The following is a 20,716-nucleotide window of genomic DNA, read 5'->3' as shown; positions in this document are numbered from 1 at the left end:
GGGACTGTGATGGCTCGGCGACGCCTGCGGCGTGCGGGGAAGTGGGCGGCCTGGACGGTCGCCGTGCTCGTCGTACTGCCGGTGACGGTGGCGGGGACGGCGCTGCGCGCCCAGTACGCGGGCGCGGCCTCGCCGCAGACCACCACCCGGGGGCGGGACGCCTTCTGGCTGGGGCACGCCTGGGTGGACGGGCGGCGGGACGACGCCGACGTGGCGGCGCTGCGCCGCCGCATCGAGGGCACCGGCATCCGTGATCTGTACGTCCACGCCGGGCCGTTGGAGCACGACGGCACCCTGCCGCCGGCCCGCACCGCCTATCCCCGGGCACGCTGGCTGATCGCCGCGGTGCACCGCGAGCTGCCGTCGGTGCGGGTGCACGCCTGGCTGGGCGACCGGCTGGTGTACGGGCCGGGCGAGCGGGGCGGGCTGCGGCTGGCGGACGCCCGGGCCCGCGCGGCGATCGTGGCGAGCGCACGTCAGGTGCTGGCGGACGGCTTCGCCGGGGTCCATCTGGACATCGAGCCGCTGCACTCCGACAACCCCGACTACCTCCGGCTGCTGGACCGGCTCGGCCCCGCGGTGCACCAACGGGGCGGCGTGCTGTCCGTGGCGGTCCACCAGATCGACCCGCTGCCCGGGCTGCACCGGGTCAGCGGTGCGCTGACCGGCCACCGCAAGTGGCTCTCCCAGCGGTTCTTCGGGCAGGTGGCGCGGCGGGTCGACCAGATCGCGCTGATGTCGTACGACACCGGGATGCCGGCCGAGAGCCTGTACGGCGGATATGTGGCGCAGCAGACCCGGCTGGCGCTGGAGGCCACCGGCCCGCACACCGATCTGCTGATGGGGCTGCCGTTCTTCCACACCGACGACATGGGCCACCACGCCTCGGCGGAGACCGTGCGGGCCGCGGTGCGGGGCATACGGCTGGGGCTGACCCGTCAGGACCCGGGCCGCTCGCGGTTCGGTATGGCGCTGTATGTGGATTTCGCGGCCACCGAGGAGGACTGGGCGGCGTACCGGAGCGGTTGGGGGCGGCCCGGCAGGACATAATGGCCCCAGACATCGGATGTCTGCGGGTGTCCGGGCGGGTCGGGAGCGGGGAGGTCGGCATGGCGGTCACCGACGAGGCCATCGAGAAGATCAAAGGCATGATCGTCTCCGGTGCGCTGCGGCCGGGCGACCGGCTGCCGAAGGAGAGCGAGCTGGCGGCCGACCTCGGCCTGTCCCGCAACTCGCTGCGCGAGGCGGTGCGCGCGCTCTCCCTCATCCGCATCCTGGACGTGCGCCAGGGCGACGGCACCTACGTCACCAGCCTGGACCCGCAACTCCTGCTGGAGGCCATGAGCTTCGTGGTGGACTTCCACCGCGACGACACGGTGCTGGAGTTCCTCGCCGTCCGCCGCATCCTGGAGCCGGCCGCCACGGCGATGGCGGCCGGCCGGATCGGCCCCGTCGAACTGGACGAACTGGAAGCCCAGTTGGACGCGCTGGGCCCGGACCCGTCGGTGGAGGACCTGGTCGCCGGCGATCTGGAGTTCCACCGCGGCATCGTCGCGGCATCGGGCAACTCCGTGCTCTGCTCGCTGCTGGACGGGCTGTCCGGCCCGACGACCCGGGCCCGGATCTGGCGCGGCCTGACACAGAAGGACGCGGTCCGGCGCACCCTCACCGAGCACCGCGCGATCCTCGGCGCGCTGCGCGACCACGACGCGGAGGCGGCGCGGGCCTGGGCGACGGTGCACATCGCCAGCGTGGAGCAGTGGCTGCGCTCCTCGCTGTGATCAGCCGGCGCGCGGAGCCGGGGCCCTCGCCGCACCGCGCACCCAGCCCCGGCAGCGGCCACCGGGCACCCAGCCGCGCCGCGCCCCGCCCCCGTCCGCCCGCCCGCCGCGTGTCGAACCGTCAAACCGCGGCGGACCGCGTACGGGCATCTCAGATGGCGAAGCCGCCGTCGACCGCGATCGACGCGCCGGTGATGTAGCGGCCGCCCTCACCCGCCAGATGGGCCACGGTCGCCGCGATGTCCGCGGCCCGGCCGTACGCCCCCAGCGCGGTCAGTCCCGCCTGCAGCGGCGCGCTCTCGCCGTCCGCCGGGTTCATGTCGGTGTCGATCGGGCCCGGCGTCAGGAGATTGGCGGTGATGCCGCGCGGGCCCAGCTCCTTGGCGAGGGTCCGGGTCAGGCCGGCGAGCGCGGCCTTGCTGGTGGCGTAGAGGGTGCCGCCGGGGAAGGCGACCCGCTCGGCCATGCAGCTGCCGATGGAGATGATCCGCCCGCCCTCCGTCAGATGGGCGGCCGCGGCCTGCGCCGCCAGGAACGGCCCCCGCACATTGGTCCGCAGCACCCGGTCGATGTCCTCCAGGGAGAGCTGCTCGAACGGGCCGAGCACACCGACGCCCGCGTTGTTGACCAGGATGTCCAGCCGCCCGAACCGGTCCACGGCGCCCGCCACCGACGACCACACCGCCTCCGCGTCACCGCTGTCGGCCCGTACCGCCCAGGCGCGCCCGCCGGCCCCCTCGATCTCCTTGACGACCTGCTCGGCCGCCTCCGCACGGCTCTGCCAGGTCAGCGCCACCGCCGCGCCGTCGGCGGCCAGCCGCAGCGCGATCGCCGCACCGATCCCCCGGCTGCCGCCGGTCACCAGCGCCACCTTGCCGGCCAGCGGCCGGCCGCCGCCCTCGCCCCGCACCGCCGCCGTCATCGGGGCCATCACCGTCGCGGTCATCGTCGTCACCGTCACCTTCACCTCGGTCTGTCGTCCGCCGGGGACGAGCACCGCGTCCTCTGCGGTACGACTCGATCCTCGGCCGCGGCGCGCCCCTGAGCTGGCGGAATCCGGACGGGCACCCGGCGGCTGCGGCGACCGGGGCGGCTGGGGCGTTCCTTTCGGGCGGCCCGGGGTGATCCGGAAGACGCGCCCTACGGCTCGCCGGCGCCCAGGCCGTACACCCGCCGCGCGGTGCCCCCGAAGACCGCCGAGCGCTCCGCCGCGGTGAGCCGGCCGGTGGCGGCCTCCGCCACCGCGACGACGTCGTCGTAGCCGGCGGCCAGGGTGCACACCGGCCAGTCGGAGCCGAACATCACCCGGTCCGGGCCGAAGACCTCCAGCACGTGCCGGGCGTACGGCAGGAGCTGCTGCGGCCGCCAGGCGTCCCAGTCGGCCTCGGTGACCAGGCCGGACAGTTTGCAGCTGACGTTCGGCAGCCCGGCGAGCGCGGTGAGCCCGTCGGCCCAGGGCTGCCGGTCCCCCGTCGCCACCGCCGGTTTGGCGGCGTGGTCCACGACGAACGCCAGCTGCGGCAGGGCCCGTACGGCGGCCTGCACGGCGGGCAGTTCACGCGGGGTGACCAGCAGGTCGTAGACCAGCCCGGCGTCGGCCAGGACACCGAGGCCGCGCAGCACGCCGGGCCGGGTGAGCCAGGCGGGGTCCGGCTCGTCCTGCACCTGGTGCCGGACGCCGACCAGGCCGGCGGGCAGCGCCGCGAGGACCTCGGCGAGCGCCGGATCGGTCAGGTCGGCCCAGCCGACGACACCGGCCACCGGCCCCTCCCCCGCCGCGACGGCCAGCAGTTCGGCGGTGTCCTCGTACGAGGACACCGACTGGACGAGGACCGTGGCGTCGATGCCGTGCGCGGTCAGATGCGGGACGAGGTCGGCCTCGGTGTACCGGCGGCGGATCGGATCGGCCCAGGCCCCGTCCATCCACGGCTGCGCGCGCCGCGCCGGGTCCCACAGGTGGTGATGGGCGTCGATACGCATCGGGGGCTCCCGTTCCGGCTCAGTCGTTCAGGGGCAGCGGCAGCCCGGCGTCGAGCAGGCCGCGGGCGACGAGAGCGTGCCACAGCGCGTCGGGGACCGGGTGGTGGAACAGGGCGGCGTTCTCGGCCATCTCCTCGGGCGTCGCGGCGCCCACCACGGCCGCGGCGACGGCCGGGTGCCCGAACGGGAAGCGCAGCGCCGCCGCCTTCAGGGGCACGCCGAACTCTGCGCACACGGCCGCCAGTTGGCGGGCCCGGGCGAGCAGTTCGGGCGGCGCGGGCGCGTAGTCGTACGGGGCGCCGGGCGACGGGTCGGCCAGCAGCCCGGAGTTGTAGACGCCGCCGACGACGACCGAGGTGCCGCGCCGCTCGCACACCGGCAGCAGATCGTCGTGGGCGGTGCGCTCCAGCAGGGTCCAGCGGCCGGCGCAGAGCACCACGTCCACGTCGAGGTCGGCGACCAGCCGGGCCAGCACCCCGCTGTCGTTCATGCCGAAGCCGATGGCACGCACCACCTGCTGCGCGCGCAGCTCCGCCAGGGCCGGGAAGCCGGTCTCGTACACCTCGCGCAGGTGGTCCTCGACGTCGTGCAGATAGACGACGTCGACGGCGTCCACCCCGAGCCGTTCCAGGGACGCCTCCAGCGTGGCGCGGATGCCGTCGCGGGAGAAGTCGCGCACCCGGGCGCGGGCGGGGGTGTCGACGAAGCCCTCGCCGTCCGGGGCTTCTCCCGGTGTGAGCGGCCGCAGCCGGCGGCCCACCTTGGTGGAGAGGGTGTAGCCGGCGCGGTCGCGGCCCCGCAGGGCCCGGCCGAGCCGCTCCTCCGACAGGCCCAGGCCGTAGTGCGGTGCGGTGTCGAAGTAGTGGGCACCGGCAGCCAGGGCGGCCCGTACGACGTCCCGGGCCCGCTCCTCGGGCACCGCGCGGTAGAGGTTGCCGAGCGGTGCGCAGCCGAGGCCGAGCGGCGGAACGGTGACGCCGGTGCGGCCCAGTTCCCGCGGCCCCTGCGGCGGAAAGCGCATGACGACGGCCCCCTCAGTCCTGCTTCTCGCCGCTGGTGAAGCGGGAGATGACCAGCGCGACGATGATGATCATGCCGTTGAGGAACTGCGTCCACAGCGGCGGCACCCCGCCCAGCGTCATCACATTGATCACCAGTTGGAGCGTCAGTACGCCGGTCAGGGCACCGAAGAGGGTGCCGCGGCCGCCCTTGAGGCTGATGCCGCCGATCACCGCGGCGGCGAAGACCTGGAAGATCCAGCCGTTGCCCTGGCTCGCGGACACCGCGCCGTAGTGGCCGGTGTAGAGGATGCCCGCGAAGGCGGCGAGCAGCCCGCCGACGGCCAGCACGATCCAGGTGATCCGGTCCACCCGGATGCCGGCCGCGCGGGCCGCCTCCGGGTTGCCGCCGATCGCGTAGAGCGCCCGCCCGTGCCGCAGATACCCCAGCGCCGTGCCGCCCAGCGCGAAGAGGGCGAGGCAGATCCACACGGCCGCGGGGACACCGAGCCAGTCGGCCTTGCCCAGGTAGGCGAAGGATGCGGGGACGTTGCCGATCGACTGGCCCTCGGAGATGCCCACTTGGAGGCCGCGCAGCATGGTGAGCATGCCGAGGGTGGCGATGAAGCCGTTGACCCGCAGCTTGAGGATGAGGAAGCCGTTGGCGGCGCCGACCGCCGCGCCCACGGCCAGGCACAGCGGGACCGCCGTCCAGGCCGGGAACAGCTCCAGCCCGGCGAACCGGGCGCCGTGCGCGGGCATCACCAGCCACAGCGCGAGCACCGGCGCCAGCCCGATGGTGGACTCCAGCGACAGGTCCATCCGCCCGCTGATCAGGATCAGCGCCTCGGCGAGCACCAGCAGCCCCAGTTCCGTGGACTGCTGGACGACGCCGATCAGGTTGTCCCGGGTCAGGAAGGCGGGTGAGACGATGAAGCCGATGACGCCCAGGACGAGGATCACCGGCACCAGGGAAAGGTCCCGCCAGCGGGCCGGGTCGAGCCGGGGCCGGCCGCGCCGCGGCGCCTTGTCCACCGCGCCCGCGGCCGGTGGCGATGCGGTCTCGGTCATGACGCGGTCCCTTCCGTTCCTTCGGTTCCTTCCGTGTCCCGGCCGGCGGGGCGGCCCTCGCCGGCCGGGGGGTGCTCGCCGCCGGGCGCGTCGTGCTCGCCCATGCCCTCCATGGCGGCGACCAGTTCGTGGTCGCGCCAGCCGGCACCGAACGCGGCGGTCACCCGGCCGTGGAAGACCGTCAGCACCCGGTCGCAGACCCGCAGGTCGTCCAGCTCGTCGGAGACGAGCACGGCCCCGCTGCCGCCGTCCGCGACGTCCCGTACGACGCCCAGCAGCGCGTCCTTGGACTTGACGTCGACCCCGTTGGTGGGCCGGACGGCCACCAGCACGGCGGGCTCCCGGGCCAGCGCCCGGGCGATCACCACCTTCTGCTGGTTGCCGCCGGAGAGCCCGGACACCGGCTGGCCGGGCCCGGTCGCCTTGATGTCCAGCGACGCGATCATCCGCCGGGCGAACTCCCGTGTCCTGGCGGGCAGTACGGTCCCCATCGGCCCCAGCTGGTCGGCGACGGTCAGGGTGGCGTTCTCGGCCACACTGCGGCCCGGCACGAGGCCCTCGCGGTGCCGGTCCTCGGGGACGTAGCCGATGCCCGCCTCCAGGGCGTGCGGCACGCTGCCCGTACGCACCGGCCGCCCCCGCACCGAGATCCGCCCGCGGTCCGGGGCCCGCAGCCCCACCAGCACCTCGCCGATCGCGGTGTTGCCGCTGCCGGTGGCGCCGGCGAGGCCGACCACCTCCCCGGCCCGCACGGTCAGGTCCAGCGGCGCGAAGTGCCCTTCCAGCGCCAGCCCTTCGGTCCGCAGCACCGGCTCACCCGGCGGGCGCGCCGCCGTACGGCTGCGCCGCGCGGCGCCCGCCTCCTCCCCCGTCATCGCCGCCACCAGCGCGTCCTCGGGCAGCCCCGCGACCGGCGCGGTCAGCACGTGCCGGGCGTCGCGGAACACGGTGACCGTGTCGCACAGCTCGTAGACCTCCTGAAGGTGGTGCGAGATGAACAGGAAGGCCACGCCCCGGGCGCGCAGGGAGCGCAGCCTGGCGAAGAGCCGGCCGATGCCCGCGGCGTCCAGGCGGGCGGTGGGCTCGTCGAGGATGATCAGCCGGGCGCCGAAGGACAGCGCGCGGGCGATCTCCACGAACTGCCGCTGCTCGACGCCGAGATCCTTGATCCGGGCGGCCGGGTCGGCGTCGACGCCGTACCCGGCCAGCAGCTCCCCGGCCCGCTCGCGCAGCGCCCGCCACCGGATGACCCGCTCCCCCTGGAAGCGGCCCAGGTAGAGGTTCTCCGCGACGGTCAGCTCCGGCACCGTCATCGACTTCTGGTAGACGCACGCCACCCGACGCTGCCAGCCGGCGGTGTCGCCCCAGCCGGGCGCGGGCTCGCCGCCGAAGGTGACCCGGCCGGCGTCCGGGCGCTCCATACCGGTCAGCACCGACACCAGGGTCGACTTGCCGGCGCCGTTGCGGCCCACCAGGGCGTGCGCCTCCCCGGCCCGTACGGTCAGCCCGGCGCCTTCGAGGGCGACGGTGGGGCCGTAGCGCTTGACGATGCCCTCGGCGCGCACCGCCGCCGGCCGGCCGTCGGTCTGCCCGGCCACTACTTCTTCTTCTCCAGCTGATTGGCCCACAGCTTCTCGTCGTCGACGTTGGCCTTGGTGACCAGGGGCGCCGGCAGCTGGTCCTCCAGCCCGTTCTTGATCCTCACGATGGTGGAGCCGTGGTCGGTGGGCCCGGGCCGGAAGGTCTTCCCCGCCAGCCCCGCCCTGGCGTAGTACAGCGCGTACTTGGCGTAGAGGTCGGCGGGCTGGGAGAGGGTGGCGTCGATCTTGCCGGCGCGGATGGCGTCCAGTTCGTCCGGGATGCCGTCGTTGGAGATGACGGTGATGTGCCCCGCGGACCCGGCCGGCTTGAGGAGTTTCTTCTGCTCCAGGAGGGCGAGGGTGGGCTGCAGGAAGGCACCGCCGGCCTGAAGGTAGATGCCGTCGAGGTCCGGGTGCTGGGCGAGCAGGCTCTGCAGCTTGGCGGAGGCCACCTCGCCCTTCCAGTCGGTGGCCAGCTCGTGGACGGTGATCCTCGGGAACTTCTTCCGCATGCAGGACGCGAACGCCTCCGACCGGTCCCGCCCGTTGATGGAGCTGAGGTCGCCCTGGAGTTCGGCGACCCGGCCCCGGCCGCCGAGCCGCCTGCCGAGGTACTCGCAGGACTTCTCCCCGTAGGCGCGGTTGTCGGCGCGCACGACCATGTAGACCTTGCCCTCGTCGGGCCGGGTGTCCACGCTCACCACCGGGATCTTCTTCTCCGCCAGCCGCCGCAGCTCCGCGGCGATGGCCCCGGTGTCCTGCGGGGCCATCACGATGGCCTTGGCGCCCTGGTCGGTCAGCGCCTGGACGTTGGAGACGACCTTGGCGATGTCGTTCTGCGAGTTGGACAGCGGCAGCGCGGCCGGACCGCCGTGGTCCAGGTCCTTTTCGAGGTACTGCTGGTAGGAGTTCCAGAAGTCGGTGTCCGTACGGGGCATGTCGATGCCGATCCGGCCGCCCGCGGCGTCGCTGCCGCGGTTGCAGCCGGCGAGCGCGGCGGTGGCGAGCACCGCGGCACAGACCGCCGCGCCGGTGGTACGCAGTCTCATGGGTGGTCCCTCGGTCGTGGTGTGCGGATCCCGGGAGGTCGCGGGGTGCGGGCGGACGGGCCGGTTCAGGTGGCGGGCCGCAGCCGCAGCCCCTGCATCCCCCCGTCGACGGCGAGCGCGGTACCGGTGATGCCGGACGCGGCGGGCGACGCCAACGAGGCGATGGCGGCGGCCACTTCGTCAGCGGTGACCATCCGGCCCATCGGCTGGCGGGCATGGAGCGCGGCGCGCTCGGCGGCCGGGTCGTCGGCCCGTGCCAGCAGCCGCCCGATCCACGGGGTGTCCGCGGTGCCCGGGTTGACGCAGTTGACGCGGATGCCCTCCCGGAGGTGGTCGGCGGCCATCGCCAGCGTCAGCGACAGCACCGCGCCCTTGCTCGCGCTGTACAGGGCGCGCTGCGGCAGCCCGGCGGTGGCGGCGATGGAGCAGGTGTGGGTGATCGAGACCGCCCCCGGGGCACCGGCGGCGGTACGGCGCAGATGCGGCAGCGCGGCCCGCGCGGTGCGCACCAGCCCCAGCACGTTGACGTCCAGCACCCGGCCCCACTCCGCGTCGTCGTTGTCCTCGACGGTGCCGATCGCGCCGATGCCCGCGTTGCCGACCAGGGTGTGCAGGGCGCCCAGCTCCACCACCGCCTCCTCGACCGCGGCCCGTACGGCGGCGTCCGAGGTCAGCTCGGCCGTGACGCGGACCGCCCCGGCCGGCGCCCCGGCGGGGTCCCGGTCCAGCACGGCCACCCGCGCGCCGCGCGCCATCAGCAGGGCCGCGGTGGCCGCCCCGATGCCGGACCCGCCGCCGGTGACCACGGCGGCCATCCCCTCGAAGTCGGCCGGCGGCCGGCCGGTGTGTGCTGCGCTGCTCATGCGGAGACCTCCTGTTCGCCCGGCTGCCGGTACCGGTCGTGCGGTGGCCGGCGGGCCCGCCACACGGGCCCGTCGGGGAAGCGGTGAGCGGCGATGGACGCCGGCTTCATCCGCGCCGAGAAGCCGGGCGCGGCCGGGGCGCGGTAGCGGCCGCGCTCGACGACGGCCGGTTCGGTGAAGTGGTCGTGCAGATGGTCGACGTACTCGATGACCCGGTCCTCCCAACTCCCCGACACCGCCACGTAGTCGAACATCGCCAGGTGCTGCACCAGCTCGCACAGCCCCACCCCGCCCGCGTGCGGGCACACCGGGACGCCGTACTTGGCGGCCAGCAGCAGGATCGCCAGGTTCTCGTTGACGCCGGCCACCCGGGCCGCGTCGATCTGCACGAAGTCCACCGCCCCGGCCTGCAGCAGCTGCTTGAACACCACGCGGTTGGCGACGTGTTCGCCGGTGGCGACCTTCACCGGCTGCCCGGAGCGCACCGCGGCGTGCCCCAGCACGTCGTCCGGGCTGGTCGGCTCCTCGATCCAGTGCGGGGTGTACGGCGCCAGCGCGGTCATCCAGCGGACCGCCTCGGCCACGTCCCAGCGCTGGTTGGCGTCGACGGCGATCCGTACGCCGGGCCCGACGGCGTCCCTGGCGAGCCGCAACCGCCGACGGTCGTCGTCGAGGTCGGCGCCCACCTTCAGCTTGATCTGCCCGAACCCGTCGGCCACCGCCTGTTTGGCCAGCCGCACCAGCTTGCCGTCGTCGTAGCCGAGCCAGCCGGGCGAGGTGGTGTACGCGGGGTAGCCCTCGGCCTTGAGGCGGGCGGCGCGTTCGGCGCGGCCGGGTTCGGCGGCGCGCAGCAGGGCGAGGGCCTCCCCGGGCGTCAGGGCGTCGGTCAGATACCGGAAGTCGACGAGCGAGACCAGTTCCTCGGGTGTCATTCCGGCCAGGAACTCCCACACCGGCAGGCCCGCCCGGCCGGCGGCCAGGTCCCAGGCGGCGTTGACCACCGCCCCGGCCGCCATCTGCGTCACACCCTTCTCGGGGCCGAGCCAGCGCAGCTGGGAGTCGTGGGTGAGGTCGTGGTGCAGGGCGGCGAGGTCCGCTGCGGTGGCGGGCGCGGGGCGGCCGACGACGTACGGCGCGAGCGACCGGATCGCGGCGGCCATGACATCGTTGCCGCGCCCTATCGTGAAGCAGAAGCCGTGCCCCTGCGGCCCGCCGGCGGTGTGCAGCACGACGTAGGCGGCGGAGTAGTCGGGGTCCGGGTTCATGGCGTCCGAGCCGTCGAGCTGCTCCGAGGTGGGGAAGCGGACGTCGTGGACCTCGAGCTCGGTGACGGTGTCGGTCACGGCCATGCGCATGCCCCCAGAGATGTTGCGGAAGAACATCGGACCTTTCCCGGTCATCCGATGTATAGACCCGCGCGCAAGACCGCGTCCAGACCCCGTACGGAAGTTACGCGATCAGAGCCGGACACAGATCGGATGAATCGGATCTCATTCGTGCACAGGGGCTGCGGACCGGCACCGCACACGCCGTAGTCTGGTGACGCACGCAATGGAACTGCTGCCGGCGGCCGCCCCCACACGGCCGAACCGGTCGGAAGGAGGCGCTGGGTGATCGAGCTCGAGGGGGTGCCCGAGCTGATCGACCCGGTCATGGTGGCCGCGTTCGAAGGCTGGAACGACGCCGGCGACGCCGCCTCCGCCGCGGTCGCACATCTGGACCGGGAATGGAAGGGAGAGGTCTTCGCCGCGCTGGACGCCGAGGACTACTACGACTTCCAAGTCAACCGCCCCACGGTCTTCCTGGACGGCGGCGTACGCAAGATCACCTGGCCGACGACCCGGCTGTCCGTGGTCCGCGTGGGCGACGCGAACGGCAAGGGCCGGGCGCGCGATCTCGTCCTGGTCCGCGGGATCGAACCCAGCATGCGCTGGCGTTCGTTCTGCAACGAAATCCTGGGATTCGCCCATGAGTTGGGGGTGGAGATGCTGGTGGTGCTGGGCTCCCTGCTCGGCGACACCCCGCACACCCGCCCCGTCCCGGTCAGCGGCGTCACCTCCGACGCGGACCTGGCCCGCCGCCTGGACCTGGAGGAATCGCGCTACGAAGGCCCCACGGGCATCGTCGGCATCCTCCAGGAAGCCTGCACGCACGCCGGGGTCCCCGCGGTGAGCCTGTGGGCCGCGGTGCCGCACTACGTCTCCCAGCCGCCCAACCCGAAGGCCAGCCTCGCGCTGCTCAACCGCCTGGAGGACCTCCTCGACATCAGCATCCCGCTCGGTGAGCTGAGCGAGGACGCGCGGGCCTGGCAGCTGGGCGTCGACCAGCTGGCCGCCGAGGACAGCGAGGTGGCCGAATACGTCCAGTCCCTGGAGGAGGCGCGGGACACCGCGGACCTCCCGGAGGCGTCCGGCGAGGCCATCGCCCGCGAGTTCGAGCGCTACCTGCGCCGCCGCGACCCGCAGGCCGGCCCGGGCGTGGCCACCGAGGGCGGCCTCACCGAAGGCCGCGACAGCTCCTACCTCCGCGACTCCACCAGCGGCCGCACCCGCCCGCCCCGCCCGGTCCCCAAGGACCAGCGCGAGCAGCGTCCCACCGACGAGGCGGAGACCGGCCCGGAGTCCTCGGAGGACTCCGAGGAACGCCGCGACGAGGACTGACCGGGGTTCGTTCCGCCGTCCCGCCGGAGGCCGTGCGCCTGCGGCGGGACGGCCCGAACGGGCGGCCGACGACGCACCCGGGCCGCCCCTCGGCGTCACGGCGGGTGAGCCGTAGCCGTACGCGGGCCCGCCCGGCGCCACGGCGGACCGGCCCCCAACAAGAACGAAGGGGCGCCCCCGCTCCCGCGAAGGCGCCCCGAGGGACGATGTCAGCCGGCGGCCGTCAGAGCGCCACGCCCAGCAGCGCGTCGACGGTGCGCGAGACGAGGCCGGGCGCGCCCTCGTCCGTGCCGCCCTGCGCCTCCTGCGTCGCGGCCCAGCGGTCCACCGCGGCCAGCGCGGCCGGGGAGTCCAGATCGTCGGCGAGCGCCGCGCGGATCTCCGCCAGCAGGGCCTCGGCCGGCGGGCCGTCGGGACGGGAGACCGCCGCGCGCCAGCGCGCCAGCCGTGCCACCGCCTCCTCCAGCACCGAGTCGGTCCACTCCCAGTTCGCCCGGTAGTGGTGCGCGAGCAGCGCCAGGCGGATCGCCGCCGGGTCGGTGCCCTCGCGCCGTACCTTCGAGACGAAAACGAGGTTGCCCTTGGACTTGGACATCTTCTCGCCGTGCAGGGCCACCATCCCGGCGTGCACGTACGCCTTGGCGAACGGGTGCTCGCCGGTGAGCGCCTGGGCGTGCGAGGCGCCCATCTCGTGGTGCGGGAAGGCGAGGTCGGAGCCGCCGCCCTGCACGTCGAAGCCCATCCCGAGGTGGTCCAGGGCGATCGCGACGCACTCGATGTGCCAGCCGGGCCGGCCGCGGCCCAGCGAGCCGCCGTCCCAGCTCGGCTCGCCGTCGCGGGCGGCCATCCACAGCATCGGGTCGAGCGGGTTCTTCTTGCCCTCGCGCTCCGGGTCGCCGCCGCGCTCGGCGGACAGCAGCCGCATCGCCTCGGCGTCGAGTCCGGAGACCTCGCCGAAGTGCGGGTCGGAGGCGACGGAGAAGTAGATGTCGCCGTCCAGCTCGTAGGCGGCGCCGGCGTCACGCAGCCGCTCCACCAGCGGGACGATCCCGGGTATCGACTCGACGGCGCCTATGTAGTGCTGCGGCGGCAGCATCCGCAGTGCCGTCATGTCCTCGCGGAACAGGGCGGTCTCGCGCTCGGCGAGCGCGGTCCAGTCGTCGCCGGTGGCCACCGCCCGCTCCAGCAGGGGGTCGTCCACGTCGGTGACGTTCTGCACGTAGTGCACTTGGCGCTTCGTGTCGAGCCACACGCGCTGAACCAGGTCGAACGCGTTGTAGGTCGCCGCGTGCCCCATGTGGGTGGCGTCGTACGGCGTGATGCCGCAGACGTAGATACGGGCGACGGGACCGGGGTCGAGGGTCACCCGTCCGCCGGTCGCGGTGTCGTGGATCCTCAGGTCGCGGCCCTGACCAGGCAGGGCGGGGACCTCAGAAGCGGGCCATGCATGCATGCCTTGAGCGTAACCGGACGGAGGTTCCGCATACGAACCGGACCACGGGTCTGGCCGGAAAGGCACTCTTGTGTTTGACAGCGCAACGTGCAAGGGGCGCGTCGGGGTGCGGCTCCGGCTCAGACGGGCGGCCAGGGGATCGCGGGCCATTCCCCGCTCGGCTCCGGGTGCCGGCCGCTGCGCAGCAGCTCCGCCACGCGGGTCCGCAACGCCTCGATCTCGGCGTCCGTGAGCAGTTCGGCCAGTCGGGCGGCGAGCGGCGCCGCGTCCGCCAGCGCCTTCCGCAGACCGCTCAGCACCTCCACGGCCTCCGCCGGCAGCGGTTCGCCCGCCCAGCCCCACAGCAGGGTGCGCAGCTTGTCCTCGGCGTTGAACGTCACACCGTGGTCGATGGCGAAGAACCGGCCGTCGACGCCGGGCAGCAGATGCCCGCCCTTGCGGTCACCGTTGTTGATCACCGCGTCCAGCACCGCGAGCTGCCGCAGCCGCGGATGGTCGGCGTGCACCAGCAGCGCGGTGCGGCCCTCCCCCAGCTCCGCGAAGCCGACGGCCTTCCAGCCGGGCCCCGGCTCCTCGTCCTCCACCAGCGCCAGCAGCTCGGGCACCTCGTCGCTGCTCTCCGGCGGGTCGATCCACTCCTGGACCATGCCGGTGCCGTACGGGCCCTCGCGCAGCACGGTCGGCGGGATCAGGTCCCAGCCGCAGGCGCGGGAGACCTCGTAGGCGGCGACCTCGCGCTGGGCGAGGGTGCCGTCCGGGAAGTCCCACAGCGGGCGCTCCCCGGCGACCGGCTTGTAGACGCAGGCGGCACTGCGGCCGTCGTGCTCGACGGTGCAGTAGAGCACCGCGTTGGACGCCTCCCGGATGCGGCCGCGCACGGTCAGCTCACCCTCGGCCAGGAAGGCGGCCGACAGGCCGGCGGCAGGCTCCGGCACGGCCGCGGCCCGCGCCGGGTCGGCGGGACCGGGCAGCGACGCGGCCGGCTCCGCGGCCGGCTCGCCGCCGCTCAGGCGTCCCGTCGGTATCCGTTCTGGCGCGGGCATACGTGTCCCTCCGGGTCGAGCGGCAGGCTGCACAGCGGGCACGGCGGGCGGCCGGCGTTGACGACTTCCAGCGCCCGCTTGGCGAACGCCCTGGCCATGGTTCCGGTGAGGCGCACCCGCAGCATCGGCGGGCCGTTCTCGTCGTCCTGGAGCAGCCGCTCCTCGGCGTCGGCGAGCGCCTCGTCGCTGTCGGCGTCCAGCTCGACCAGGGCCTGCGCCTCGACGATCATCCGCTCGTCCTCGCCGTCCCAGGCCAGCGCCATCGTGCCGACCCGGAACTCCTCCTCCACGGGGGTCTCCAGCGGGGCGGTGTCGGCGAGTTCGGCGGGCGAGACGGCGGGCACCGGAGCGTTGCCGCCGCTGCGCCGTACGACCTCGTCCAGCAGCTCGTCGATCCGCTCGGCGAGCGCCGCGACCTGCGTCTTCTCCAGGGCGACGCTGGTCGTGCGGCCGGCGGCGGTGGCCTGGAGGTAGAAGCTACGGCGGCCAGGCAGCCCGACCGTACCGGCCACGAAGCGGTCCGGCGCGTCGTAGAAGAACACCTGACGGGACAACGTCCTGCTCCGATTGCTCGACTGCGGGGTCACTGCGGTCGCTGCACGTCCTGCTGACCGCAGGGGCGTGGCGGGCAGCGCCGTCGCACCACCCTACTGCGCCGACTGATCACGCTGCGCCCGCACCACCGCCGACGGCCGCGTCCCGGCCGTCGGCCGGGATCGCCCCGTCCTCCCTGGGCACGAGGGACGCGAAGTCGCCGGTGTCACCGAGCCGGACCAGGTAGGGACGCAGCCTGGTGTAGCGGATGACGGTGACCGAGCAGGGCTCGACGGAGATCCGCTGGAACAGGTCGAGGTGCAGGCCCAGCGCGTCGGCCACCACCGCTTTGATGATGTCGCCGTGCGCGCACATCGCGTAGACGGCCTCCGGGCCGTGCGCCTCCTCGATGCGGGCGTTCCAGTCGCGCACCGCGTCCACCGCCCGGGCCTGCATGGCGCGCATCGACTCCCCACCGGGGAAGGCCGCCGCGGAGGCGTGCCGCTGGACGACCTCCATCAGCGGATCGTCGCCGAGCTCGGCGAGTTTGCGGCCCGACCAGTCGCCGTAGTCGCATTCGCTGATCCGGTCCTCGACGTGCAGCGCGAGCCCCGGCCGGGCCGCCAGCAGCGGCTCCACGGTCTCCCGGCAGCGCTGCAGCGGACTGGAGACGACGGCGGCCAGCGGGACCCCCGCCAGCCGGGCGGGCAGCGCGGCGGACTGGGCGGCGCCGCGCTCGTCGAGGGCGACGCCGGGCGCCCGCCCGGCGAGCACTCCGGCAGTATTGGCGGTGGAGCGGCCGTGCCGCACCAGGATCAGCGTGGGCATGACCGCCAGCCTACGTTCCGCGGCCCCCGTCCTGGCATGCGCCCGGCCTCCGCGCGAGAATGCCAGATGTGATCGTGGACTGCGCCATCTACCGGGAGGGCCGCCGCACCGAGTGCGCGACCGACTTCGCGCACGCCCTCGACGCGGCCCGGGCCGAGGGCCACTCCTTCATGTGGCTGGGGATGCACGAGCCGACCGCGGAGGAGTTCGAGCGCGTCAGATCCGAGTTCGCCCTGCACCCCCTGGCGATCGAGGACGCGCTCAAGGCCCACCAGCGGCCCAAGCTGGAGGTCTACGACGACTCGCTGTTCATGGTGCTCAAACCGATCACCTACGACGACAAGGCCGACACGGTGACCTCCTCGGAGGTGATGGTCTTCGTGGGCGACTCGTTCGTGGTGACCGTGCGGCACGGGGAGGCCAGCCCCCTGGCGGCGGTGCGGCGCCGCCTGGAGGAGCATCCGGAGATCCTGCGGCACGGCCCCGGGGCGGTGCTGTACGCGGTCAGCGACGCGGTGGTCGACCACTACATCGAGGTGGCCGCCGAACTCCAGCTGGACATGGAGGAGTTGGAGGCGGAGGTGTTCGCGCCGGTGCGCGGCGCGGACACCCGGAACACCGCCGCCGAGATCTACGCGTTCAAGCGCGAGGTGATGGAATTCCGGCGGGCGACCGGCCCGTTGGCGGGGCCGATGACCCGGCTGCAGAACCCGGGAGTGCCGTTCGTGCACGCCCATGCCCGGCCGTTCTTCCGCGACGTCGACGACCACCTCACCCGCGCCAACGAATCGGTGGACGGCCTGGACCGGCTGCTCTCGGACATTCTCTCCGCCCACCTGGCCCAGATGGGCGTACGGCAGAACGACGACATGCGCAAGATCTCCGCGTGGGCGGCGCTGGCAGCCGTACCGACCCTGATCGCCGGGATCTACGGCATGAACTTCACCTACATGCCGGAACTCAGCTGGCACCTGGGATACCCCGCGGTCCTGGTGCTGATGGTCCTCATCGAGGTCTCGCTCTACCGCCTGTTCAAACGACGCGGGTGGCTGTGACCCGCGGCGGGAGGCGTACGGCGGCGCCGGCCCGGCTCACGCGAACTCCGGCGCGGAGGTGGCCGGGCCGCCCAGCGGATCCGGCCGCTCGGGCTTCTCGAGGGTGACCATCCGCCGCCAGCCGCCCAGCCGCTCGTAGCCGTACACCGCCCGGATCCCCGCGGCCAGCGTCGCGGACTTGGCCGTCGGCCAGTGCAGCAGGCGGCCCATGTGGTCCATCACCGCGAGGCTGACGTCCCGGTAGACGGCCATCTCGGCGTGCGCGCACTCGCGCAGCACCCGCTGGATGGTCCGGCCGTGCCCCGCCCGGGCCAGCTTCAGCAGTTCCTCGTGGCAGTAGGCGAGGTGGTTGTCCTCGTCCCGGCAGATCATCCGGACCGCCTTGCCCACCTCGGGGTGGTCGCCGAAGAACCTCCTGAGCATCCGCATCTGATCGGAGGCCCGCTGTTCGGTGACCCGGCTGTGCGCGAGGTAGGTGATGATGTCCAGCTCGGTGAGCGGCTCGTCGCGGCGCAGCTTGTCGTGCGCCAGGCCGATACCGCGCCGCTCCAGGAGCATCGTGTAGTCGGTGTCGTCGGGGACCTCCGCGGGCGTCAGCCCGCGCCTGCGCATCAGGGCCTGGAAGATCCGGCCGTGCTTGTCCTCGTCGGCGCCGTGCCGGGCGACCTTGGGCGCCAGCTCGCGCAGCGACGTGGGCAGGAGCGCGGCGATCCGGCCGTTCTCCCAGCCGCCCTGGGCCTCGCCGCTGGCCGCTATGGAACAGAACAGGCGGTAGGAGTTGTCATTGTCGACGATCTCCTGGAAGACACTGCGGGCCGAGAACATCTGCGCCACCTCCGAACGGACACACCCGTAAAGAAAAAGTCAAATGGGGCGTTCCGGTCGCGGCAACCGGAGCCGCCACCCATTCGGCCGTTCGGCTGACGCACCGGCGGCGACGAGGCGTAACCGGGCCGCCGGCCGCCACGTTGAGCAGCGCGACGGCCGTGGCGGGGAAGATCCCCCCGAGCCCCCACCACGGCCGCAGACCACGGAAGCCCGGCGCCCCAGGCGCCGGGCTTCGTGCTGCCGGCCCGGGACTTCTCACCGCAGGCCCGGCGCGGAGCGTGTCCTCACGCGAGTCCGGCGCGCTCCAGGGCCTCGGTGCCGGCCCGCAGCGAGGCCAGCCGGTCCTCCAGCGTGAAACCGGCCGGGGCCAGCGTCAGGGTGGTCACGCCGGCCGCCGCGTAGCCCTGCATCCGCTCGGCGATCCGCTCGACGGAGCCGAGCAGCGTCGTCTCGTCGATCAGCCGCCCCGGAATCGCGGCGGCGGCGCCGTCCTTGTCGCCCGCCAGGTACTTCTCCTGGATCTCCGCGGCTTCCTTCTCGTAGCCCATGCGCTGCGCCAGCTGGTTGTAGAAGTTCTGCTTGGGGCTGCCCATGCCGCCGACGTACAGCGCGGTGTACGGCCGGAACATGTCGGCCAGCGCGCTGACGTCCTTGTCCGCGCCCACGGCCAGCGGCAGCGTCGGACAGACGTCGAACCCCTCCATCGTCCTGCCCGCCTTCTCGCGGCCCGCCCGGAGGTGCGAGAGCGCGGTCTCCTCCAGATGCTCGACGGAGGGGAAGATCAGCAGCGCGCCGTCGGCGATCTCACCGGTCTGCGTCAGGTTCTTCGGGCCGATCGCGGCGATGTAGAGCGGGATGTGCTCGCGCTGCGGATGCACCGTGAGCTTCAGCGGCTTGCCCGGGCAGCGGCAGCGTCCAGTGCTCGCCCTCGTAGGAGAGCCGCTCGCGCGCCATGGCCTTGCGGACGATCTCCACGTACTCACGGGTGCGCGCCAGCGGCTTGTCGAACTTGACGCCGTACCAGCCCTCGGAGACCTGCGGCCCGGACACCCCGAGGCCCAGCCGGAACCGGCCCCCGGAGAGGGAGTCCAGGGTCGCGGCCGTCATCGCGGTCATCGCGGGTGTACGCGCCGGGATCTGGAAGATCGCCGAACCGACGTCGATACGCTCCGTCTGGGCGGCGACCCAGGAGAGCACGGTGGCGGCGTCGGAACCGTACGCCTCGGCCGCCCAGCAGACGGAGTAGCCGAGGCGGTCGGCCTCCTGCGCCACCGCGAGATTGTCGGAGTCCATCCCGGCGCCCCAGTAGCCGAGGTTGATGCCAAGCCTCATGCCGCTCCCCTTACCCATCAGTAACGTCGCTGTTCCGGGGACTGTAGCGCGCACACGAGTGTCGTCAAAGCCCCTGCCCCCAGGCCCTCCCGGCTCCTGCCGCCGGGGCGACGGCGCTCCACGCGACTCCCGCGCCCCGGCCCCTGCACCCCCTCCCGGCGCCCCGGCCCCCACCCCGTCTCCCGCATCCCCGCGCCTCCCCTCCCACCACCGGCCGCAACCGGGCACAACCGGTCACAACCGGGCGCCGCCGGCCACCACCGGGCACCACCGGCGGGTTGTCCACAGGTCCCCTGATCCCCGCCCTCGGCGCGTAATCTCAAGCCTCATGGAGCAAAGGCACCTCGGCCGAACGGGCCTTCGCGTGTCCCGTCTCGGACTCGGCACCCTCAACTGGGCCCGCGACACGGACGAGCACGAAGCCGCCGACCAGCTCAAGACGTTCTGGGAGGCCGGCGGCACCCTCGTGGACACCGCCGACATCTACGCCGACGGCGGCGCCGAGTACCTGCTGGGCCGGCTGACGGAGGGACTCGTTCCGCGCGACGACCTGGTGATCGCCACCAAGGCCGGCAGCGTCCTGGAACCGGACCGCCGGGTCGACTGCTCCCGGCGCCACCTCCTCGCCGCCCTGGACGCCTCACTGGAGCGGCTGGGCACCGACTACGTCGACCTGTGGCAGCTGCACGCCTTCGACCCGCACACCCCGCTGGAGGAGACCCTCCAGGCCCTCGACCTGGCCGTCACCAGCGGCCGGGCCCGCTATGTGGGGCTGTCGAACTTCTCCGGCTGGCAGCTCGCCAAGGCCGCCACCTGGCAGCGCGCCGCACCCGGCATACGCAACCCGCTGGCCGGCACGCAGATGGAGTACTCCCTCCTCCAGCGCGGCATCGAACGCGAGGTGCTGCCCGCCGCCCTGGACCTCGGCATCGGCGTCCTGCCCTCCTCACCGCTCGGCAGGGGCGTACTGACCGGCAAGTACCGCCATGCCACCCCGGCCGATTCGCGCGGCGCCTCCGACCACCTGGCGGGCTTCGTGGCGCCCTACCTCGACGAGACCGCGAGCCGGGTCGTCGAGGCGGTCACCACCGCCGCCGACGGGCTCGCCGTCACCCCGCTCCAGGTCGCCCTCGCATGGGTGCGCGACCGCCCCGGAGTGACCGCGCCGATCGTCGGCGCACGCACAGCGCAGCAGCTCAGAGCGGCATTGTCAGTGGAGACCCTTAGTCTTCCTGACGAGATCTGCCGGGCGCTGGACGATGTATCGGCTCCGGTGCACCACTATCCCGACCACGACTGGAGCACGCTGTGAGTACCGACCGCCGCGCCGGCGAAACCCCGCCCGAGCAGCAGGGAGCGAAGGAGTCCCCGGCGGCCGGACCGGGGAAGGCGACCGCGGCGGCACTGGCGGCGGCCGTACGGGCCGTGGAGACCGGCGAACGCCCGGCGGCCTCGTTCTTCAACGAAGCCCCCCGCCCCGCCCGCCCGGCCGCACCCGCCACCGGCACCGGCCCGGGCACCGCCCCCGCAGGCCTCGCACAGGGGAGCCCCACGCCGGGCGGACCTGCGCCCTCCCCCGCCGGGACGCCGGCGCAGCACCCCGCTCCCCGGCCCGCGGCCCCCGCCCAGCACCCGGCCGCCGACGCCCCGGCCCCCTCCCC

General features: G+C 73.7%; 18 protein-coding genes and 2 pseudogenes. 6 read left to right on the top strand and 14 right to left on the bottom strand.

Annotated features, from left to right (window positions below):
• Positions 1 to 9 precede the first annotated feature (9 nt).
• On the top strand, positions 10 to 1,050 hold the full coding sequence (locus tag OO62_RS25670) for a glycoside hydrolase family 18 protein (RefSeq protein ID WP_033269944.1): 1,041 nt from the start codon (positions 10 to 12) through the stop codon (positions 1,048 to 1,050).
• Positions 1,051 to 1,109: 59 nt separating this feature from the next.
• On the top strand, positions 1,110 to 1,781 hold the full coding sequence (locus OO62_RS25665) for a FadR/GntR family transcriptional regulator (protein WP_033269943.1): 672 nt from the start codon (positions 1,110 to 1,112) through the stop codon (positions 1,779 to 1,781).
• Between the two features lie 151 nt (positions 1,782 to 1,932).
• Here the strand turns inward: OO62_RS25665 and OO62_RS25660 are convergent, their stop codons facing one another.
• The 8 genes from OO62_RS25660 to OO62_RS25625 all read right to left on the bottom strand — a co-directional run bounded on the left by OO62_RS25660 (position 1,933) and on the right by OO62_RS25625 (position 10,671).
• Complete coding sequence (locus tag OO62_RS25660; protein ID WP_051733598.1) at positions 1,933 to 2,703, bottom strand: 3-oxoacyl-ACP reductase family protein; 771 nt, start codon at positions 2,701 to 2,703, stop codon at positions 1,933 to 1,935.
• A gap of 218 nt (positions 2,704 to 2,921) precedes the next feature.
• Positions 2,922 to 3,761, bottom strand: a complete 840-nt coding sequence (locus OO62_RS25655) for an amidohydrolase family protein (protein WP_033269942.1) — start codon at positions 3,759 to 3,761, stop codon at positions 2,922 to 2,924.
• Positions 3,762 to 3,780: 19 nt separating this feature from the next.
• Positions 3,781 to 4,782 (bottom strand): aldo/keto reductase, encoded by a 1,002-nt coding sequence (locus OO62_RS25650; RefSeq protein ID WP_051733594.1) that lies wholly within the window; start codon positions 4,780 to 4,782, stop codon positions 3,781 to 3,783.
• A 13-nt stretch (positions 4,783 to 4,795) separates the two neighbouring features.
• Positions 4,796 to 5,830, bottom strand: a complete 1,035-nt coding sequence (locus OO62_RS25645; protein ID WP_033269941.1) for an ABC transporter permease — start codon at positions 5,828 to 5,830, stop codon at positions 4,796 to 4,798.
• Positions 5,827 to 7,428, bottom strand: coding sequence for a sugar ABC transporter ATP-binding protein (locus tag OO62_RS25640; protein ID WP_033269940.1), 1,602 nt, complete (start codon positions 7,426 to 7,428; stop codon positions 5,827 to 5,829). The genes OO62_RS25645 and OO62_RS25640 overlap by 4 nt, the downstream gene beginning before the upstream one ends.
• A complete protein-coding gene (locus OO62_RS25635) occupies positions 7,428 to 8,459 on the bottom strand; it encodes a sugar ABC transporter substrate-binding protein (RefSeq protein WP_033269939.1) in 1,032 nt (343 codons plus the stop codon). Before OO62_RS25635 ends, OO62_RS25640 begins: the two co-directional genes overlap by 1 nt.
• Positions 8,460 to 8,524: 65 nt before the next feature.
• A complete protein-coding gene (locus tag OO62_RS25630; RefSeq protein WP_051733593.1) occupies positions 8,525 to 9,322 on the bottom strand; it encodes an SDR family NAD(P)-dependent oxidoreductase in 798 nt (265 codons plus the stop codon).
• Entirely contained in the window at positions 9,319 to 10,671 is a 1,353-nt protein-coding gene (locus OO62_RS25625) for an enolase C-terminal domain-like protein (RefSeq protein WP_381569089.1), read from the bottom strand. Before OO62_RS25625 ends, OO62_RS25630 begins: the two co-directional genes overlap by 4 nt.
• Before the next feature lie 261 nt (positions 10,672 to 10,932).
• On the opposite strand from OO62_RS25625, the gene OO62_RS25620 reads away from it, so the two are divergent.
• Positions 10,933 to 11,982: a PAC2 family protein gene (locus OO62_RS25620; RefSeq protein WP_033269938.1), complete on the top strand. Its 1,050-nt coding sequence runs from the start codon at positions 10,933 to 10,935 to the stop codon at positions 11,980 to 11,982.
• 223 nt (positions 11,983 to 12,205) lie between these two features.
• Here the strand turns inward: OO62_RS25620 and mshC are convergent, their stop codons facing one another.
• From mshC to OO62_RS25600, 4 genes are all read right to left on the bottom strand, one after another.
• Entirely contained in the window at positions 12,206 to 13,435 is a 1,230-nt protein-coding gene (gene mshC / locus OO62_RS25615) for a cysteine--1-D-myo-inosityl 2-amino-2-deoxy-alpha-D-glucopyranoside ligase (RefSeq protein ID WP_033269937.1), read from the bottom strand.
• Positions 13,436 to 13,554: 119 nt separating this feature from the next.
• Entirely contained in the window at positions 13,555 to 14,478 is a 924-nt protein-coding gene (locus OO62_RS25610) for an SCO1664 family protein (RefSeq protein WP_078617352.1), read from the bottom strand.
• Positions 14,442 to 15,032, bottom strand: a complete 591-nt coding sequence (locus OO62_RS25605; protein WP_033269936.1) for a DUF3090 domain-containing protein — start codon at positions 15,030 to 15,032, stop codon at positions 14,442 to 14,444. Before OO62_RS25605 ends, OO62_RS25610 begins: the two co-directional genes overlap by 37 nt.
• 109 nt (positions 15,033 to 15,141) lie before the next feature.
• Positions 15,142 to 15,840 (bottom strand): histidine phosphatase family protein, encoded by a 699-nt coding sequence (locus tag OO62_RS25600; protein ID WP_033269935.1) that lies wholly within the window; start codon positions 15,838 to 15,840, stop codon positions 15,142 to 15,144.
• A gap of 59 nt (positions 15,841 to 15,899) precedes the next feature.
• Here OO62_RS25600 and corA point away from each other — a divergent pair, with 59 nt between their 5' ends.
• Entirely contained in the window at positions 15,900 to 16,895 is a 996-nt protein-coding gene (corA, locus tag OO62_RS25595) for a magnesium/cobalt transporter CorA (protein ID WP_180290007.1), read from the top strand.
• Between the two features lie 36 nt (positions 16,896 to 16,931).
• Here corA and OO62_RS25590 read toward each other — a convergent pair whose 3' ends face one another.
• Positions 16,932 to 17,720 carry a ferritin-like domain-containing protein gene (locus tag OO62_RS25590; RefSeq protein ID WP_033269933.1) on the bottom strand — a complete coding sequence of 263 codons (789 nt, stop codon included), beginning with the start codon at positions 17,718 to 17,720 and terminating at the stop codon, positions 16,932 to 16,934.
• A 287-nt stretch (positions 17,721 to 18,007) separates the two neighbouring features.
• Positions 18,008 to 19,055, bottom strand: a pseudogene (locus tag OO62_RS36590) (LLM class F420-dependent oxidoreductase).
• 328 nt (positions 19,056 to 19,383) lie between these two features.
• On the opposite strand from OO62_RS36590, the gene OO62_RS25580 reads away from it, so the two are divergent.
• Together OO62_RS25580 and OO62_RS39100 are read left to right on the top strand one after the other, a co-directional pair.
• Positions 19,384 to 20,367, top strand: coding sequence for an aldo/keto reductase (locus OO62_RS25580; RefSeq protein WP_033269932.1), 984 nt, complete (start codon positions 19,384 to 19,386; stop codon positions 20,365 to 20,367).
• A pseudogene (locus tag OO62_RS39100) lies at positions 20,364 to 20,716 on the top strand (hypothetical protein); the annotation flags it as partial. The gene OO62_RS25580 and the pseudogene OO62_RS39100, both read left to right, overlap by 4 nt.

Origin of the sequence: Streptomyces lydicus, assembly GCF_000717345.1 — a bacterium.
Taxonomy (GTDB): Bacteria; Actinomycetota; Actinomycetes; order Streptomycetales; family Streptomycetaceae; genus Streptomyces; species Streptomyces lydicus.
This window is presented reverse-complemented; position numbering and strand designations above follow the sequence as displayed.

Excerpts from the sequence above, each read along its gene's own strand:
- OO62_RS25670 (WP_033269944.1), top strand. The coding sequence starts at position 10 with ATGGCTCGGCGACGCCTGCGGCGTGCGGGGAAGTGGGCGGCCTGGACG.
- OO62_RS25665 (WP_033269943.1), top strand. The coding sequence starts at position 1,110 with ATGGCGGTCACCGACGAGGCCATCGAGAAGATCAAAGGCATGATCGTC.
- OO62_RS25660 (WP_051733598.1), bottom strand. The coding sequence starts at position 2,703 with ATGACGGCGGCGGTGCGGGGCGAGGGCGGCGGCCGGCCGCTGGCCGGC.
- OO62_RS25655 (WP_033269942.1), bottom strand. The coding sequence starts at position 3,761 with ATGCGTATCGACGCCCATCACCACCTGTGGGACCCGGCGCGGCGCGCG.
- OO62_RS25650 (WP_051733594.1), bottom strand. The coding sequence starts at position 4,782 with ATGCGCTTTCCGCCGCAGGGGCCGCGGGAACTGGGCCGCACCGGCGTC.
- OO62_RS25645 (WP_033269941.1), bottom strand. The coding sequence starts at position 5,830 with ATGACCGAGACCGCATCGCCACCGGCCGCGGGCGCGGTGGACAAGGCG.
- OO62_RS25635 (WP_033269939.1), bottom strand. The coding sequence starts at position 8,459 with ATGAGACTGCGTACCACCGGCGCGGCGGTCTGTGCCGCGGTGCTCGCC.
- OO62_RS25630 (WP_051733593.1), bottom strand. The coding sequence starts at position 9,322 with ATGAGCAGCGCAGCACACACCGGCCGGCCGCCGGCCGACTTCGAGGGG.
- OO62_RS25625 (WP_381569089.1), bottom strand. The coding sequence starts at position 10,671 with ATGGCCGTGACCGACACCGTCACCGAGCTCGAGGTCCACGACGTCCGC.
- mshC (WP_033269937.1), bottom strand. The coding sequence starts at position 13,435 with ATGCATGCATGGCCCGCTTCTGAGGTCCCCGCCCTGCCTGGTCAGGGC.
- OO62_RS25610 (WP_078617352.1), bottom strand. The coding sequence starts at position 14,478 with ATGCCCGCGCCAGAACGGATACCGACGGGACGCCTGAGCGGCGGCGAG.
- OO62_RS25600 (WP_033269935.1), bottom strand. The coding sequence starts at position 15,840 with ATGCCCACGCTGATCCTGGTGCGGCACGGCCGCTCCACCGCCAATACT.
- corA (WP_180290007.1), top strand. The coding sequence starts at position 15,900 with ATGCCAGATGTGATCGTGGACTGCGCCATCTACCGGGAGGGCCGCCGC.
- OO62_RS25590 (WP_033269933.1), bottom strand. The coding sequence starts at position 17,720 with ATGTTCTCGGCCCGCAGTGTCTTCCAGGAGATCGTCGACAATGACAAC.
- OO62_RS25580 (WP_033269932.1), top strand. The coding sequence starts at position 19,384 with ATGGAGCAAAGGCACCTCGGCCGAACGGGCCTTCGCGTGTCCCGTCTC.